The sequence below is a fragment of the Amycolatopsis tolypomycina genome (genome assembly GCF_900105945.1).
In the GTDB taxonomy this organism is placed as follows: Bacteria; Actinomycetota; Actinomycetes; order Mycobacteriales; family Pseudonocardiaceae; genus Amycolatopsis; species Amycolatopsis tolypomycina.
In genome coordinates, this window is sequence record NZ_FNSO01000004.1 from 5,437,183 (window position 1) to 5,452,230 (window position 15,048).

Annotated in this window: 13 protein-coding genes; 5 read left to right on the top strand and 8 right to left on the bottom strand. The window is 72.5% G+C overall.

What is annotated here, in order from left to right; all coding sequences use genetic code 11:
- Positions 1-11 precede the first annotated feature (11 nt).
- Genes BLW76_RS34385 through BLW76_RS34400 form a run of 4 tightly spaced genes read right to left on the bottom strand, consistent with a single transcriptional unit; the run spans position 12 to position 7,214 of the window.
- The gene (locus tag BLW76_RS34385; RefSeq protein ID WP_091315392.1) at positions 12-2,876 is read right to left on the bottom strand and encodes a PKD domain-containing protein; all 2,865 of its coding nucleotides are present in this window, start codon (positions 2,874-2,876) and stop codon (positions 12-14) included.
- Positions 2,873-5,089 carry a transglutaminase TgpA family protein gene (locus tag BLW76_RS34390; protein ID WP_143060739.1) on the bottom strand — a complete coding sequence of 739 codons (2,217 nt, stop codon included), beginning with the start codon at positions 5,087-5,089 and terminating at the stop codon, positions 2,873-2,875. The genes BLW76_RS34385 and BLW76_RS34390 overlap by 4 nt, the downstream gene beginning before the upstream one ends.
- On the bottom strand, positions 5,086-6,237 hold the full coding sequence (locus BLW76_RS34395) for a DUF58 domain-containing protein (RefSeq protein ID WP_208613450.1): 1,152 nt from the start codon (positions 6,235-6,237) through the stop codon (positions 5,086-5,088). The genes BLW76_RS34390 and BLW76_RS34395 overlap by 4 nt, the downstream gene beginning before the upstream one ends.
- Entirely contained in the window at positions 6,234-7,214 is a 981-nt protein-coding gene (locus BLW76_RS34400; RefSeq protein WP_091315397.1) for an AAA family ATPase, read from the bottom strand. The genes BLW76_RS34395 and BLW76_RS34400 overlap by 4 nt, the downstream gene beginning before the upstream one ends.
- Here BLW76_RS34400 and BLW76_RS34405 point away from each other — a divergent pair.
- Positions 7,214-8,284 carry a 1-aminocyclopropane-1-carboxylate deaminase/D-cysteine desulfhydrase gene (locus tag BLW76_RS34405; protein WP_244170453.1) on the top strand — a complete coding sequence of 357 codons (1,071 nt, stop codon included), beginning with the start codon at positions 7,214-7,216 and terminating at the stop codon, positions 8,282-8,284. The genes BLW76_RS34400 and BLW76_RS34405 overlap by 1 nt on opposite strands.
- Here the strand turns inward: BLW76_RS34405 and BLW76_RS34410 are convergent.
- Entirely contained in the window at positions 8,265-9,125 is an 861-nt protein-coding gene (locus BLW76_RS34410; protein WP_091315401.1) for a hypothetical protein, read from the bottom strand. The genes BLW76_RS34405 and BLW76_RS34410 overlap by 20 nt on opposite strands.
- A 143-nt stretch (positions 9,126-9,268) precedes the next feature.
- On the opposite strand from BLW76_RS34410, the gene BLW76_RS34415 reads away from it, so the two are divergent.
- The 3 genes from BLW76_RS34415 (at position 9,269) to BLW76_RS34425 (ending at position 11,344) form a co-directional block, all read left to right on the top strand.
- On the top strand, positions 9,269-9,799 hold the full coding sequence (locus BLW76_RS34415) for a hypothetical protein (RefSeq protein WP_167384835.1): 531 nt from the start codon (positions 9,269-9,271) through the stop codon (positions 9,797-9,799).
- A 6-nt stretch (positions 9,800-9,805) separates the two neighbouring features.
- On the top strand, positions 9,806-10,828 hold the full coding sequence (locus BLW76_RS34420) for a hypothetical protein (protein WP_091315406.1): 1,023 nt from the start codon (positions 9,806-9,808) through the stop codon (positions 10,826-10,828).
- 102 nt (positions 10,829-10,930) lie between these two features.
- A complete protein-coding gene (locus BLW76_RS34425) occupies positions 10,931-11,344 on the top strand; it encodes an ATP-binding protein (protein WP_091315409.1) in 414 nt (137 codons plus the stop codon).
- A gap of 330 nt (positions 11,345-11,674) precedes the next feature.
- Here the strand turns inward: BLW76_RS34425 and BLW76_RS34430 are convergent, their stop codons facing one another.
- From BLW76_RS34430 to BLW76_RS34435, 3 genes are all read right to left on the bottom strand, one after another.
- Positions 11,675-12,466, bottom strand: a complete 792-nt coding sequence (locus tag BLW76_RS34430) for an FHA domain-containing protein (RefSeq protein WP_244170454.1) — start codon at positions 12,464-12,466, stop codon at positions 11,675-11,677.
- Entirely contained in the window at positions 12,463-12,618 is a 156-nt protein-coding gene (locus BLW76_RS48945; protein WP_167384836.1) for a hypothetical protein, read from the bottom strand. The genes BLW76_RS34430 and BLW76_RS48945 overlap by 4 nt, the downstream gene beginning before the upstream one ends.
- Before the next feature lie 79 nt (positions 12,619-12,697).
- Positions 12,698-14,473 carry a serine/threonine-protein kinase gene (locus BLW76_RS34435; RefSeq protein ID WP_244170705.1) on the bottom strand — a complete coding sequence of 592 codons (1,776 nt, stop codon included), beginning with the start codon at positions 14,471-14,473 and terminating at the stop codon, positions 12,698-12,700.
- Positions 14,474-14,579: 106 nt separating this feature from the next.
- On the opposite strand from BLW76_RS34435, the gene BLW76_RS48950 reads away from it, so the two are divergent.
- Entirely contained in the window at positions 14,580-15,041 is a 462-nt protein-coding gene (locus BLW76_RS48950) for a hypothetical protein (protein WP_167384838.1), read from the top strand.
- Positions 15,042-15,048: the final 7 nt, after the last annotated feature.

Here is a 15,048-nt window from a genome sequence, read left to right on the forward strand (position 1 = left end):
GCTCACGCAGCTCAGCCGGGAAGGCAGACGACACCACGGCAGCCGAGAGGATCGCCCGACGACGTGTTGCCTCCTTCGTCCACCACCAGTCCCGGTTCCGCGTTGATGCCGTACCTGGCGTTGTCGCTGGCGCGGTTTCCCGCCACCCTGATGACGCTGCCGGGCCCGGCACTTTCGACACGAACACCGTCCAGCCCCGTCCACTCGTCACCCCCGGTCCCGTTGCCGTCGAACACGTTGCCGGAAATTTCGAGAGGACCGACATCGCTGTCGCCTGCCCGCACCAGGACTCCGTTCCCCTGATTTTGCACGAAACGATTGTCCGACACCACCCCTCGACCGGAAAACACCTGTATTCCGCTCATCCCTCCTCCCGTGAACGTATTCCCGACCACGGTGAACGCATTCCACAACGCCAGCGATTCATCCTGGCTGACCGTGTTTCCCGACAGGTAGGTGTTCGTCGCGCTCGCATCGAAGAGGAGATTGATCCTGCTGTCCCGCACCGTGACCGTCGTGCAGTAAGGGCCGAGGAAGGAAACGCTCACGTCGTCGCTTCCGGCAATGCTCAATGACGAGCTCGTCTTCTCGGGGTCGTCGTTGTAGCAGACGAAGTCACCCACGTGAAGGGAACCGCCCTCGATCGAGCACGAGCTGTCGTGCCGGCAGCGCGCCACGCCTTTCCCCGTGCCGCCCGAGATGATCGACTTCGTCATGACGACGGACGAGTTGTGGCTGAAGTCGAACGGGTTGAACGCGGACAAGGCAATGCCGCGCAGCCGCACCTCGCTCGCCCGCACGCCCACGATCCCCCACGGACCGGCGTTGTCCATGCTGGCCGACACCGCGACGTTCTCGACGGTCACGGCCGCCACATCGGTCATGGCGACACCCGTCGGATACCGGCTGACCGAGCCGTTGCGCACGGTGATGTTCCTGATCGGCCGCCCTGTTCCGATCACGATCCCCTTCGCGTCCGCCGTGGGCCGGTCCGTGGTGATGGTGTGGCCACCGAGGTCGAGGACGACGTCGCCGGCGGCGATCGTGAGCCCGGCTCCCGGGCAGACGAGGTCCTGCGTCACGATGGAGTCGGTGGTGACGACGTCCCCGCACCCCACCTCACGCTGTTCGGGCTTCACGGCGAACTGCCTGCTCCGCCGGTCCGACGCGGCGCCGGCGCGCACGGTGAGGGCCACGGTGTAGTCCCCCGGCGCGGTGAAGGTGTGCCCGAACCGCGGCGCGCCCGACGTGGTCTCGGTACCCCGGGGACCGGTCACCGTCCACTCCGTGCGTTGTGGCGGGCCACCGGTCAGGTCGGCACCGAACAGCACCTGCCGGCCGACCCGGGGCGCCTCCGGCTCGACGGTGATCCGGGCGATGCGAGGCGGTGCGTGCGGATCCTCGACCACGACCCGGGTGGTCGCGGTGGTGACCGTCCCCTGCCGCAGCCGTGCCGTGACGCTGACCGGATAGGTTCCCGGCCGGTTCCACCGGTGCCGCACCGTGCTGCCCGTGGCCCCGGAGCCATCGCCGAAGGTCCACCGGGCGCCGGCGATGCCGGCGGACCCGGTGGCCACGGCGGCGAACTCGAACTCCGCACCGACCATTCCGTGATCACGGGGGCTGACCGAAATGGACACCGAGCTCGTCGACCGCGGGTCGGGGCCGGTGCCACCCTGACCTTCCGCGCGCGAAGTGCCGTCGTCCGGCCCGGGAACGACTTCGGTGGGTGCTTCGCCGGGTGAGTGTTGCCCCGACCGGTACTTGACGATGGGCCGCACCCGGCCTCCGGGGTCGATGACGCCGGCCTGCGCGCTGCCGGGGTCGTTGTAGAAGATCACGCCGTCGCGGGTCAGCAGGTCGAACCGCACCGGACGGTCGAACAGCCGCGGTCGCGCGACCACCCGCGACGTCGTGAGGTCGACGATCGAGACCCCGCCGGTCGCGTAGTCCGGTACCACGGCACGGTTCCCGACCTCGACCGCCTGCCCCAGCGTCGAAGGGCCGTCGCCCAGCGAGACGGGTTTCGTGCACGAGCCGGAGCCGAAGGCACAGCTCAGGAACAGCCCACCCGGACTCACCGAGATCAGCAGCCGGTGCTGCCCGGCGGAACCGGTCACCGCCACGGTGTCGCCGGCCCGCAGGTCCACCGCGACGACCCGCTCGACCGCGCCGGTCGCCGGATCGAGCAGGGCCATCGTGCGACGTCCGGGGTCCAGCAGTACCGGCCGGCCGGCCGCGACGGCGAGCCGGCTCTGCCCGGGGGTGGCCGCCCCGGCTCGCGAGTGCCGGCTTTGGCCGTCGAACCAGACCAGGTCGCCGGTGTGGTCGTCCAGTACCCACAAACGTCCTTCGGCGTCGACGACGGCTCCGTCCGGTGCGGCCTCGACGGCGAGCGGATACGGCTTTCCCCGGCTCTCCAGCGTTTTCGGATCCGCGCTGGCGAGCAGGCCGCGCCGCGTGTCGAGCGCGTAGAACGCGTGCGGCGTCGGGAACACGGCGAGCCGATCACCGCTCTCCGCCACCGGCGACGTCGAACGGGACGGCTCCAGCGTCGCGCCGTCGACCCGGACGACCGACCCCCGGGCACGGTTGAGGGCGTATCCGGTCGTCCCCTCCTGGGCGGCGGACAACGCACTTCCCGGCCGGTCGACCCGGACTCCGGCCGCCACCTCGGCCGAGGCCCCGTCCAGCAGGGTCAGCTGCCCCACCTCGGTGGACGCCACCCAGGCCACCCCGGCGTGCAGCCGCACACCCGGGACGTCGTCGTGCGGGCCGTCCCGGCCGACGGCGATCCCGGCCAGCACCGTGACAGCCACGACGATCCCCGTGGCCACTCGCGGCCACCGCGAAGCGGCGCCGAACGGAGACTTCATGTGATCACCTTGTTCCCCCGGTCATCCCGGCGCCTCTCCCCGGCCGCACGCCGACCGGCGACGAGCGGCCGGGGATCCACGCCGGCGCTGAGCCTGCGCCACGAAAGACGCCTTGGGTACAGCCGGCGTCGCAGCTCGGCCTCCAGCTGCCACGCCTGTTCGACGGCACGGTCGTCCGGCTCGTCCGGCGCGTACACGGCTGCCGTGGTCAGCGGGGCCAGCCGCACCACCGGGTCGGCGGCCGCTCCCAGCACGCTCGTGGCCCGGTCCGCCACCTCGTGGGCCGTCAGCGACGCCGGCATCGGAATGCCGCGTTCGGTCAGCCGGTCGACGGCCTCCTGCCAGGCACCCGCCACCCGCGCCGCGTTGCCGGGCGCGTGGCGGTGCCGGCGACGTCGGCGTGCCTTCATCGCCAGGATCGACGTCACCACGAGCGCGGCCACCCCCATCGCCACGCCGGTCACGAGGGCCGCGTCGCCCAGCACGCCGTGCCGGTCACTCCTCGGCCGGACGGCTTTGTCCTGGCGGTCCGCCGCGGGCGGCGGCGGCACCGCCGGCGGTTCCGGCAGTTCCTCGGCGGCGGCCGGGTCGTCCGGCAGCTCGCCCGACCCGGTCGGCATGCCGGTGGGTTCGAACACCACCCAGCCGTAGCCGTCGAAGCGCACCTCCGCCCACGCGTGGGCGTCGCGGGTGGTCACGGTGTGGGTGCCGGTCGGGCTGTCGCCGAGCCGGTAGCCGACGGCGACCCTGGCCGGGAAACCCGCGGCGCGGGCGAGTACCGCGAACGCGGAAGCGTGTTGCTCCGCATAGCCTTCGCCGCTTCCGGTCAGGAGCCGGGTGAGCGCGGCGTAGGAATGTCCCGGTTGCGCGTCCAGCTGGTACGGCAGGCCGCGCAGGTGCTCCTCGATCGCCACCAGCTTGCCGTACGGCGTGGTCCCGGTGGCCGTGAGCTGCCGGGCCAGCGCGTCCAGCACCGGTGGCAGGCCGCCGGGCAGCGCCGTGTATTCCGGGGCGGCGCTCGGCGACGCCCGCAGGAGCCCGTCATCTCGGTCGGCGACCTCCCCCACGAGGTCGTAGCGGACCTCGTGCAGTGCCGGCGCCGTGCTGACGAGGACGCCGGAGGCAGCGCTGAAGCCGATCGGCTGCCCGGCGTCGCCGTCGATGTCGAGCCGGGCAGGCCGGCCGGTCACGGGCAGGAACGGCCCGTCGAGATCCTCCACCTCGAACCGCGCGGACACCGTCCGCGACCTGGTCATGGCCGGGTCCACGGCGAGGTGGTGGCCGGCGACCAGGAAGCGGTCCGCCGAGGTCCACGACACGCCGTCGAACGCGTCGAGGGCGGCGACGCCGATCCGGTCGACCCGGGCCCCGCCGTCGAGCCGGACGGTGAACAGCCTGCGGGGTGGTTCCGCACGCAACTGCCCCTTGAGCCCGGCCAGCGGGGTGAGCATGTCGGTGCCCCGCACGGGCGGCGGCAGCAGCGCACGGAGGTCGAAGCGGTGCGCACCGGAGGCCGGCGGCAGGTACAGCCCGCCGAGCACCCCCGCCAGGGTCACCACCACGACGACCGGCGCACCGAAAGCGAGCCGGCCGGCCGTCACCCGGCTCGGCTCGCCGCCCGTCCGGCCGGCGCGCAGCAACACCAGTGCCAGTGCGGCGCCCAGGACCAGTGCGGTCGCGGTGACCTGGACACCGGGCTGCCTGCCGACGAACAGCAGCGCGGCGGCGAACGCCAGCAGAGCAGGCAACACCGGTACGAACACCGTCCGGGTGCGCAGGACGAGCGTGCTCGCCGTGAACGCCGTCGCCCAGGTGATCAGGACCGGCGTGATCAGCAGGTCGGCACCCGGGTCGGCCGGAGGCGCCACGGCCAGCATGCGCGCCCAGCCGCCGAGCACACCCTGCACGATCTCCGCCGCGGTCTGCCGGGTCGGCAGGCCGTGTTCGATGGTGCCGCGGAAAACGCCGTAGCCGGCCAGGACGACGAAGCCGCCGATCGCCACCAGCAGGGTCGAGTACGTCCGCCATCGCCGCCACCCGGCCACCGCGGCGGACGCCGTCCCGGTCAGCGCCGCGGCACACACCGGTGGCAGGTACTCCGTGCCGGCGAAGAACCGGCCGTACAGCAGGCCACCCGCCACGGTCGCCGCCGCACACAGGAGAACCTCGGTGAGCCGGTACGGCGCCACCGAGTTCGGCTTCTCCCGGCTCACCGCGGGAACAGTCGGTTCCATCTGACCGCGAACTCCGAGCTGGTGCGGGCGTCGATGGTGCAGACGCCGGCCGACAGCGGAATCGGCTCCGTCCGTCCGATCCGGACGAGCGTGACGGTGGGAAAGTCCCGGCGCATCGCGGTGAGGACGGCCGGCTGCCCCGGGCCGGCGCGTCCGGTGACGATCGTGAGAGCGGCACTCTCCCCGGCGGCGACGACGTCGCGGACGACGTCGGTGAGCGCCGGCAAGCCGCGATCCTCGGGGGAACGCTGTGCGCCGGACAGGAGATCGAGCGCGGAAGTCACCTCGCTGGCCCCGGATGCGTCCTCTCCGGCCGGGTTCGCGGTGGTGCGGCAGGCGAGGGGGAAGTTCGACCGGTCCGCCGCCACGCACACCGACGCGGCCACCTGCACCGCCTCCTCGAACGACTCGTCGTCGTAGGGTTTCGCGCTGGTGTCGAGGACGATCAGGTGGCGCGGCTCGTCCGGGATGACGTTGTGCCGGACCATGAGCGTGCCGTTCCGCGCCGTGGACTTCCAGTGGATGCGCCGCCAGTCGTCGCCGGGCTGGTAGCCGCGCAGGCTGTGGAAGGCGACGCCACCCTGCGGCGAACCGGCGGACGTCGCTCCTTCCACCTCCCGGGGCCCGCCGGCGGGCACCGGGGCGATGGGGTGCACCTTCGGGTGCACGTACAGCACCGACTCGCCGCTCCCGGCCCGCTCGACCTGGAACAACCGCAAGGGGTCGGGGTGGCCGACCGTCGGCGCGGGGATGACGTACCGGCCACGACGACCGGTCGGCAGCGGGTACACCGTGGCGAACTCGTCCCCCGCGGCCAGGCTCGGCACCGGCACGGCGACCCGGCGGCCGTCGACGGTCTCGACCACCAGGGAAGGAGGACTGCGTCGCCTCCCGGTGTTCGTCACGGTCAACACCCCGTAGGCGGCAGCCCCGGCCTGCACCCGGCTCGGGCTGACCTCCCGCACCACGGCCAGCTTCGGCCGCGCGAGCATCCACACCCCCGCCACCACCAGCGCCGCGACACCGGCCAGGCCGAGCATGACCAGCTCGGGGTAGTCGGCCCCCAGCCCGGCGAGCAGCAGCACCACGGCGGCCCCGGCGACCACGGCGCCTGCCTGCGTGATCACGACCGCTCCCGCTGTTGCGGCGCACGGGGAACCGGGACGCCGTCGAGGATTTCCGTCACGATCGCCTCGGCCGTCCGCTTCCGGAACCTGGCCTCCGAGGTCAGCAGCAGCCGGTGGGCCAGCACCGGCACGGCGACGGCCTTCACGTCGTCGGCCGTGACGAACTCCCGCCCCATCGACCCCGCGTAGGACTGGGCCGCGTTGGCCAGTGCGATGCTGCCCCTGGGGCTGACGCCGAGGCGGACGTCGGGGTGTTTCCGGGTCGCCCGGGTGATCGTGGCGACGTAGGCCTGCAGGTTCGCGGAAACGTGGAGCCGGCGCAGGTCGCCGATCATCGCGCGCAGCTGGTCCAGCTCGATCACCGGCTTCAGCTCCTCCGGCCTGCGCCGGGCGATCCCGTCCGCGATGATCGCCACCTCGTCGTCCAGCTCCTCCGGGTAGCCGATGGTGACCCGCATCAGGAACCGGTCGAGCTGAGCCTCCGGCAACGCGTAAGTCCCTTGGTGCTCAACGGGATTCTGGGTCGCGATGCAGAGGAACGGGTGCGGCACCGGGTGCGCCACGCCGTCCACCGTCACCTGGTGCTCGGCCATCACCTCCAGCAGCGCCGACTGCGTCTTCGGCGAGGCACGGTTGATTTCGTCGCCCAGCAGGATGTTGGCGAACACCGGACCCTGCCGGAACTCGAAACTCCCCCTGGCCTGGTCGTAGACCTGCACCCCGATCACATCGGTCGGCAACAGGTCGGGGGTGAACTGGATCCGCCGCACCTCCGCACCGGCGATGGACCTCGCGACCGCCTTGGCCAGCGAGGTCTTGGCCACCCCCGGCACGTCCTCGATCAGCAGATGTCCCTCGGCGAGCAAACACACCAGCGCGAGGCGAACCACATCCGGTTTACCCCGGATGAATTCCTCGATGTTTCCGGCCAGAGCGTGCAGGCGCCGTTGAAACGTCGCTGGTTCGGGCACTTGCATTGCTCCAGACCTTCGCTGTTGCTGCTGCAGGGTGCACCCGGCCTCGCGCCGAGGTTTTCATCCTATCCGAGTTTCCGCCTCACTTCGCCGGAATACCAGTCGTCGCCCGTTGTCCATCGCCGAAAACGAGGGCGACGCTCGATGCCGGTTCGCCGCCGTCGCTGTCCGCTACGCTGCCGAGCGTGAGCGCGAGCGAAGGCGGAACGACCGGTCTTCCTCGTTTGCCGTCGCCGCTTCAGGACCTGCGGGACGAACGGCTCGAACGCCGTGGTGTCCACCTCCGGCTCAAGCGGGACGACCTCATCAGCTCCGAAGTACCGGGCAACAAGTGGCGCAAGCTGCGCCACAACCTCCAGGCCGCCCGGGAGCAGGGGTGCACCCGGCTCCTGACCTTCGGCGGCGCGTACTCGAACCACATCCGCGCGACCGCCGCCGCCGGGCGGCGACGGGGGTTTGACACCGTCGGGGTCATTCGTGGCGAGGAGCACCTGCCGCTCAACGATTCCCTTGCCTTCGCCGCAGGTTGTGGCATGACTCTGACCTATTTGGACCGGACGACGTATCGCCGCAAGACCGAGCCCGCGGTGGTCGCCGCCCTCGTTCGGCAGTTCGGTCCTTCCTATGTGTTGCCCGAAGGCGGCAGTAACGGCCTGGCGGTCCGCGGGACCGCCGAACTGGTCGGCGAGATCACCACGGAATTCGACGTCATCTGCTGCGCCACCGGGACGGGTGGCACGCTCGCCGGCATCGCCGCCGGGCTGTCCGGTCCGAAACAGGCGCTCGGCTTCGCTGTCCTCAACGGCGCGCAGTACCTGGACGCGGAAGTCCGCCGGCTGCAGCAGGAGGCTTTCGGCACGGCCACGGCGAACTGGACGGTCGACTTCGGCTTTTCCTTCGGCGGCTACGCGAAACGCACCACCGTGCTCGACGACTTCGTCCTCGACTTCGGCGAACGCCACGGCGTCACCCTCGACCGGGTCTACGAGGCCAAGATGATGTACGGAATCTTCGCCCGGGCCGAAGCAGGCGATTTCCCGCCGGGCACCAGAATCATCGCGGTGTTGAGCTAGGCGCGGACGTACTGCTCCCCGCCCGATGGGCGGCCGCGTAGTGGGCGGTGGCGATCGCGCCGGCGATGGCCAGGACAAAGCCCACCACGGCCGTGGCCGTGAAGCCCTCGCGGACGCGGTCGTCCAGGAGCACCACCCCGATGAGCGAAGACAGCGCCGTGTTCGTGGTGAACATGATGGCGGTGACCGCGGTCGCCCGGCCGCGTTGCAGGGCCATGGCGAACGCCGCCGCCGCGACCAGCCCGTTGGCGATCATCGCCCACAGTGCCGGCTCCACCGCGAGGTGCCAGACCGGGCCGGACGCGTCGAGCGTCCGGGCCGAGATCCCGACGGTGCTGAACCCCAGCCCGGCGCAGAACCCCAGCACGATCGGCGACCAGCGGCCGGTGCTCCGCTGGGCGGTGAACGCGATCGCCGCGATCACCACCGCCACGCCCACCAGCAGCAGCTTCCCCCCGGGCGGCAGCGACCGTGCGGGACCCGGATCCGCGGACAGCCCGAGCAGGACCAGGCCCGTCGCCCCGACCCCCAGCGCGACCCACCCGGCACCGACCAGCCGGACGCCGAGGATCGCGGAAATGGTCGCGGTCACCCCGACGCTGAACGCGAGCACCGACTGGACCAGGAACAGCGGCAGGCGGTGCAGCGCCGCGGCGGCGAAGACGAACCCGAGCAGGTCCACCCCCACCCCGAGGAAGTACAGCGGCTGCCGGCGCAACGCGATCAGGTCCTGGGGCGAGCCACCGAAGGCACCGGCCCGCCGGACGCCGGCCGACTCCAGGATGGACCCGCTGCCCGAGGCGACCGCGGCCAGCACGGCGAGGACGTATCCGAGGATCACGGCCTCGAGTCTGTCAGCCCGGTGTCCCGCGCCCGGCGGGCACCCGCCGAGGGGCGTGGCGCCGGGCACGCGACATCCGGTCGTAACGCCGAGGCACCCGGCGTCGACCTACTACACATTCCCACGCTGCCCCCAACGCAAGGTTGATCCAGTTGAGCAGAGAAATGGTCTCCGTCGAGAATGGCCACGTCGTCTTCGGAAAGGCCGTTTCCCACCTTGCCGAATCGCTCAATCCACTGGGGGCCGCCGCCAGGGCCGTCGCCGAGGTTTCCGCCTGCATCACGGAACTGGGCCGGCTCAAGGTCGAAAGCAAACGGATCGACGCGGACAGCGGCGAGCGGTTGACCGCCCTGGCCGACCGCCGGGCCGCGGTCGGCGCCGCACTGCAGGAAATGCGCACCAGCGGCGCGCTGGCCGGAGTCAGCGCACGGGGCCTGCTGGAGTGCATCGCCAAGGAACAGCAGCACCTCGTCCAGGCGAAATCGTTCGACCAGCAGCAGCTCCACGCGAATCTGGTCGAGGTGCTCGGCAAGCTGCTCGTGACGGAAACCGCCGCGGGCCGGACGGGGCTGGGCGACCACATCGACAAGGTGCTCAACGGGTCCGGGGCGCCGGACCTCGGCCGCGCGCGGAACCGCAGGCCACAACGGAGCGGCAACGGCCGGCGGAAGTAGGACACCGTGGGTCGGCGGAACTCCGGCTGCGGATTCTGGTTCGTGGCGTTGACGTTCGGGCTCCCGATCGTGGCCGGCGCGATCGCGGCCGTGTTGCTGGCCCTCACCGCCCCGGCCATCGTGCCGTTCCTGATCACCACGGATCCGGCGCAGTTCGCCGAACACGGGACGGCCTGGTGGTGCTTTCTCGGCGCCGCACCGTTCGCCGCGCTGCTCCTGGTCGGCCAAGGACACCCGAAGCGACGCACCGCACGCCGGCGCCGAGTGGACTTCCGCAGGCTGCTGCCCCGCGCGGGGATCCTGTTGCTGGCCGTGAACGTCACCGCGCTGGTGCTCCTGCTGGACGGCAACGTCGCGCACGGCCCGCACGCGGCCCGGCAGACCGCGATCCTCTTCGGCGGCAGCGGTGCCGCCGGCGCGGCCGTGCTGATCGCGTTCCGGGTGCGGGACCGCTGGTTCCCCGCGGGGGAGCGCGTCAAGCCGGTCACCCTCGCCGCGGTGCGGGCGGCCACGGTCGAAGCCGAGCAGACGCTGCAGCAGGTCCGGGCGAACAACCTGCGCGTGAGCCGGCAGGCCGCGGCGGTCGAGCGGCAGCTGCAGGCAGCCAGGCTGACCCTCGACTTCGCCGGCCTGTGCGAGCTGCACTTCGAGTCACGCGGCTGCGCCGACAACGCCTACCAGTACTACGACATGAGCCGCGACGTGGCGCGCGGCCTCGCCGGCATGGTCGTCCGGGCCCGTGCCACCGCGACCATGCGCGTACGTTCGGAAACCAACGCGACCACCGGCCGCCGGGAGCGGCCGAACCGGGCGGCCATGACCGCCGCGGCGGCGAGCCTGGCGCGGACCAGAGCGAGCATCGGCGACGAGGTGGGCAAGGGCCTGACGATGGTCAAGAGCCTGAACGCGAGGACCGCCGACCTCAAGTGTTCGATCAGGGACAACTGCGGGAACCGCGGCCGGCGGTGGTTCGACGAGCTCGAGGCGCGGACGGCGGCCCGCCGCCAGGCAGCAGGCCGTCCGGCGTGAGCCCCATCGCGCGCGTGGCCGGCCGGACACTGGGTAACCACCCCGGCATCGGCACCACGTGACGGACGTGGAGCCCGTGGATCAGGAAGGGGTCCTGCCCCGATGCCGACCGAACAGCGGACGACACCGTTCGACGACTCGTTGCGCGTCATCGCCCTCGAGGTCGCCGACGACCTCGCCGAGCTGGCCAGGGTGCGCGCCTGGGCCGATCAGCTGCTGCAGGACCTGCCCGAAGACCAACGGGTGGACGCGCTCATGGTGGTCGACGAACTGGCCGCCAACGCCCTCCGGCACGGCACACCCCCGCGTCAGGTGCGCCTGCTGCGCAAACGCGACTGGCTCTCGGTGGAAGTCGACGACACCTGCGTCGACCCCGCCTGCCCGCGACCGGCTTCGGCCGACGGCGGGCACGGGCTCAAACTCGTCAGTGCCATGAGCGTGTCGTGGGGGCAATGGCAACGTCCCACCGGGAAGACCGTGTGGGCCGAGATCGACCTCAGCCGCACCGCGGGCTGAAGCCGGCGGCCGAAGGTCACCCGAACGGGTGGCAAAAATTCTCGAGGGCTTTCCGTCCTGGCGAGCCGGACGGCCGCCGGGCCAGACTGGGAGCAAGTCACCTGGCAGGGCCTCCGGGCCGGGTTCGGTGGCCCAGGTCCGCGGCCGGTTCAAACCAGAGCCCCCGCTGACCGCCCTTCCCGCCGAAGCACCAGCACGCACAGGGCGATTTGCCCGAGGCACACGACAACCGCAGCCGTGATCCGCCGAAGCCAACGCGACGGAGGCGCGACCCGGCGTCTTCGGCATCTCGGCTCCTCACCCAGGTACCCGAGGGCGGCGCGGTCGGCTTCAGCCCGGGAACAGCGGCGGGTCCGGGAGTTCGAGCCATTCCAGGTCCATCGGCACCAGCGTCGTCGAAAGCACCAGCTCGCGGAGCAGGTTCACGGTCAGGGTCAGGCCCACCGGCTCCCCCACCTCCTCCCGGCGCAGCCCGTGCACCCCGGCGTCGGAAAGCCGTTGCCGGACACGGGAGACGAGGTGCTCGACGCGCTTGGCCGTCCAGTTCTCGTGCGGCCGGCGCTCGGCGAGCTCGGCGGCCGCCTGCTGGCGGGACAGTGGCAGGGGCTGCGGGTCGTAGCCGAGGTACCGCTGCCCGAGCACCGCGAGCACGAGGTGCTCCTCCGCCGACAGCCGCCAGCGTTTCGGTGGTGCCGTCGGGTGCGTCGGGCGGCGCGTGACGAGGCCCGTGTCGCCGTCGGAGACGAGGAGTTCCAGTACGTGCTCGCGGGTGCCGCGCAGGAACAGCGCGGTGTAGCCGGCGGCCAGCGGCAGCGGCTCGGCGTCGCGGTGCAGCAGGACGCTGTCGGACAGCCGGATCGGGGAGCGGCCCGTGTTGGTCAGCCACCAGCGGTCCCGATCGCGCACGAGCTGCCCGTGGATCCGGCTGATCCGCACGTCTTCCTCGCCGACGCAGACGTCCACCTCCAGCCGGTTGCGGCCGAACGTCACCCGGCTGCCGGGTGCGGGCGGCACCGCCACGCCGCCGGTGACGGTCAGCGCGCTCAACGTGCCCGGGACGACGCCGGCGACGCCGTGGCGGAGGCTGTGCTGGCGGTGCGGGTCGAGGCGTCCGGCGGTCACGACGGCGTCCGCTCCCCGGCACCGCGACAACAGCCGCCACGACAGCCGCCGTGGCGCCCGATCCGCGGCCCCGGCCCGGCGGCCCCCTCGGCCGCCGGGCCGGTCGTGACCGCGGCCGGGAGCGCCACGTCGGTCCGTACCGGTTTCGCCATTTCCGCCTTGCCTCCTCCGGCCCGCGTACCCGGCCTCGGCACCATTTCTAGCCCGGGTTGCCGGGGACCGGTCCCCGGCTCACGGCAGCCGCCGGACGAGGACCTCCGCCAGCGACCGCGCGGTCGCGCACAACGCGTCCCCACCGGCCGCCGTCTTGTCCTCGACCGTGACCACGGCGATTTCCTCCCGGGTCGGCGGCGTGCCCTGCAGCACCGGCAGGGCCGGGGTGTAGCCGCGGTGCACCACCTGCACGGCGCACTCCGGGTGCCCGCCGGGCACCGGCGCCACGACGGCGTTGCGGTTGCCGACGCGGATCCGCTCCCCCGGCACGTCGTCGTCCTTCTCGATCGGCCACTCCCGGCTGAACTCGACGGTGATCGTGCGCGGGTTGTGCTCCCAGGTGCAGCCCCAGTTGCCGAACGCGCGGTCGGGTTCCTTGGCCCGGCCGAGCACGCCGGTCGTCGTGGCGCCGTCCAGCAGGCCGCAGGCGTCGACGTGCGCCAGTGACCACTCCGGCAGCGGGGCGCGCCGCGGCAGGGGCCCGTTGGCGAGCGCGGTCAGCACGCCGGAAAGCACGGAGTCCGAGTAGGAGCACACCGGCGCGTCCTGCGCGGCTTCGATCGCGCGTGAAGTGACGACGACCCGGTTGGCGTCGGCCAGCGAGACGGCCCGCTCGCACGAGCCGTCGTCGCGCTTCTCGGGGTATTCGATTTCGCCCATCTTGCCGGGCACCGGCGGCCGGGGCGGGTACCGCAGTGGGCCGGTCAGCTCGAGCCGGGTCTGCACCTTCCCGGCCTCGGCGGGCAACGTGGTCGTGACGACGCAGGTGCCGAAGTTCAGCACCTCCGGGTCCACGAACGGCTCCCCGAACCCGGTGAGCGAGTTGAGCGAGATCGCCGCGCACGGGTCCGTCCCGGCCGGGTCGGCGCCGAGGGTGTTCGCCCCGGCCGGTGTGCCGCTGGCGGTGGTCCACAGCGGCCGGCTGAGGAAGAACCCCGCCACCAGCGCGGCCACCATCGCCACCGCGGCCCCGGCGAGCAGCCGGCGGCGCAGGCGCCGGTGCGGCCGCCGCGGCACCGGCGCGTCCGCGGTGAGCAGCGTGATCGCCTCGGCGGCGGTGGGCCGGTCGGCGGGGTGCCGGGCCATCAGCGCGGCGAGCACCGGCGCGAACCGCCCGGCGCGTTCGGCGGGCACCGGCCGCCCGGCGGCGGCGCGGCGCATCTGCGCGAACGGGCCGTCGGCGCCCGAGCCCCACGGCGACCGGCCCTCGATCGCGGCGTAGAGGGTGGCGCCCAGGGAGAAGACGTCGGAGGCGGGACCGGCTTCGCCGCCGTCGGCCACCTCCGGCGCGACGTACCCGAGCGTGCCGGTGAGCTGGGCGCCGCCGGTGCGGGTGACCTCGGTCCAGCGGGCGATGCCCAGGTCGGTCAGCTTGGCGACGCCGTCCGCGGTCACCAGGACGTTGCCCGGCTTGACGTCGCGGTGGACGATGCCGCGCGAGTGCATGTCCGCGAGCGCCGCGGCGAGCTGCGCGCCGATCCGCCGGACCTGCTCCTCGGGCAGCGGCCCGTCTTCGTCGACGAGTTCCTCGAGGCTCCGGGCGGCCAGGTATTCGGTGACCAGCCACTGGGCGTCGCCCTCGACGACCGTGTCGAACACCGTGACGACGTTCGAGTGCAGCAGCCCGGCCCCGATCCGCGCCTCCCGCCGGATCTGCCCGGCGTCCTCGCCCAGCGCGCGCTTGAGCGTCACCTGCCTGCCGAGCTCGAGATCGACGGCCCGCCAGACGACGCCCATCCCACCTCGGCCGAGTTCCTCCTCCAACCGGTAGCGGTTGGCCACGACTCGCCCCATGCCCACGCAGGCAGTGTACGAAATCGCGTGTCGATCCGCTGACGCCGTGTCACCGCGGCCCGAGTGCCGGGACCGGTCCCGGTGCCCCGGCCCGATACTCCGGAAGGTGACCGACACGGGCGAGTATCCGCGGGTGCGGCTGGCCTGCGTCCGCAGCGAGCGGCACCGCGAGTACGCCGTCATGGCCAGGACCACCATCCGGTACTCGCTGGGCGACATCCCGGTTTCGCGGCCCGCCACCGGCCTCGTCGAAGCCACGGTGACCTGCGGCGCGTGTGCACGCCGGATTCGGGTGCTGGTGTTCAGCGCCGCCCGGCGCCGGTGGTGGAAGCTGGCCTGGTTCGGCTTGTTCCTGCTCGGAGCGCTGGTCGCCGGACCGGCGACCGGCCGCCTGATCGCGTTGGACGCGCTCGGCGAGCCGGCCGCGCTGCCGTACGTGCTGCCCATGCTCGCCGACGTGCTGGGCCTGGGCGGGGCGGTCGTCGGGGCCCTGTTGTTCTGCACCGACGACGGTGTCCGGCTCACCTCGTTCTGGGGTGACGCCGGGCACCGTCTCCGCCGCTGGTGACCGTGCG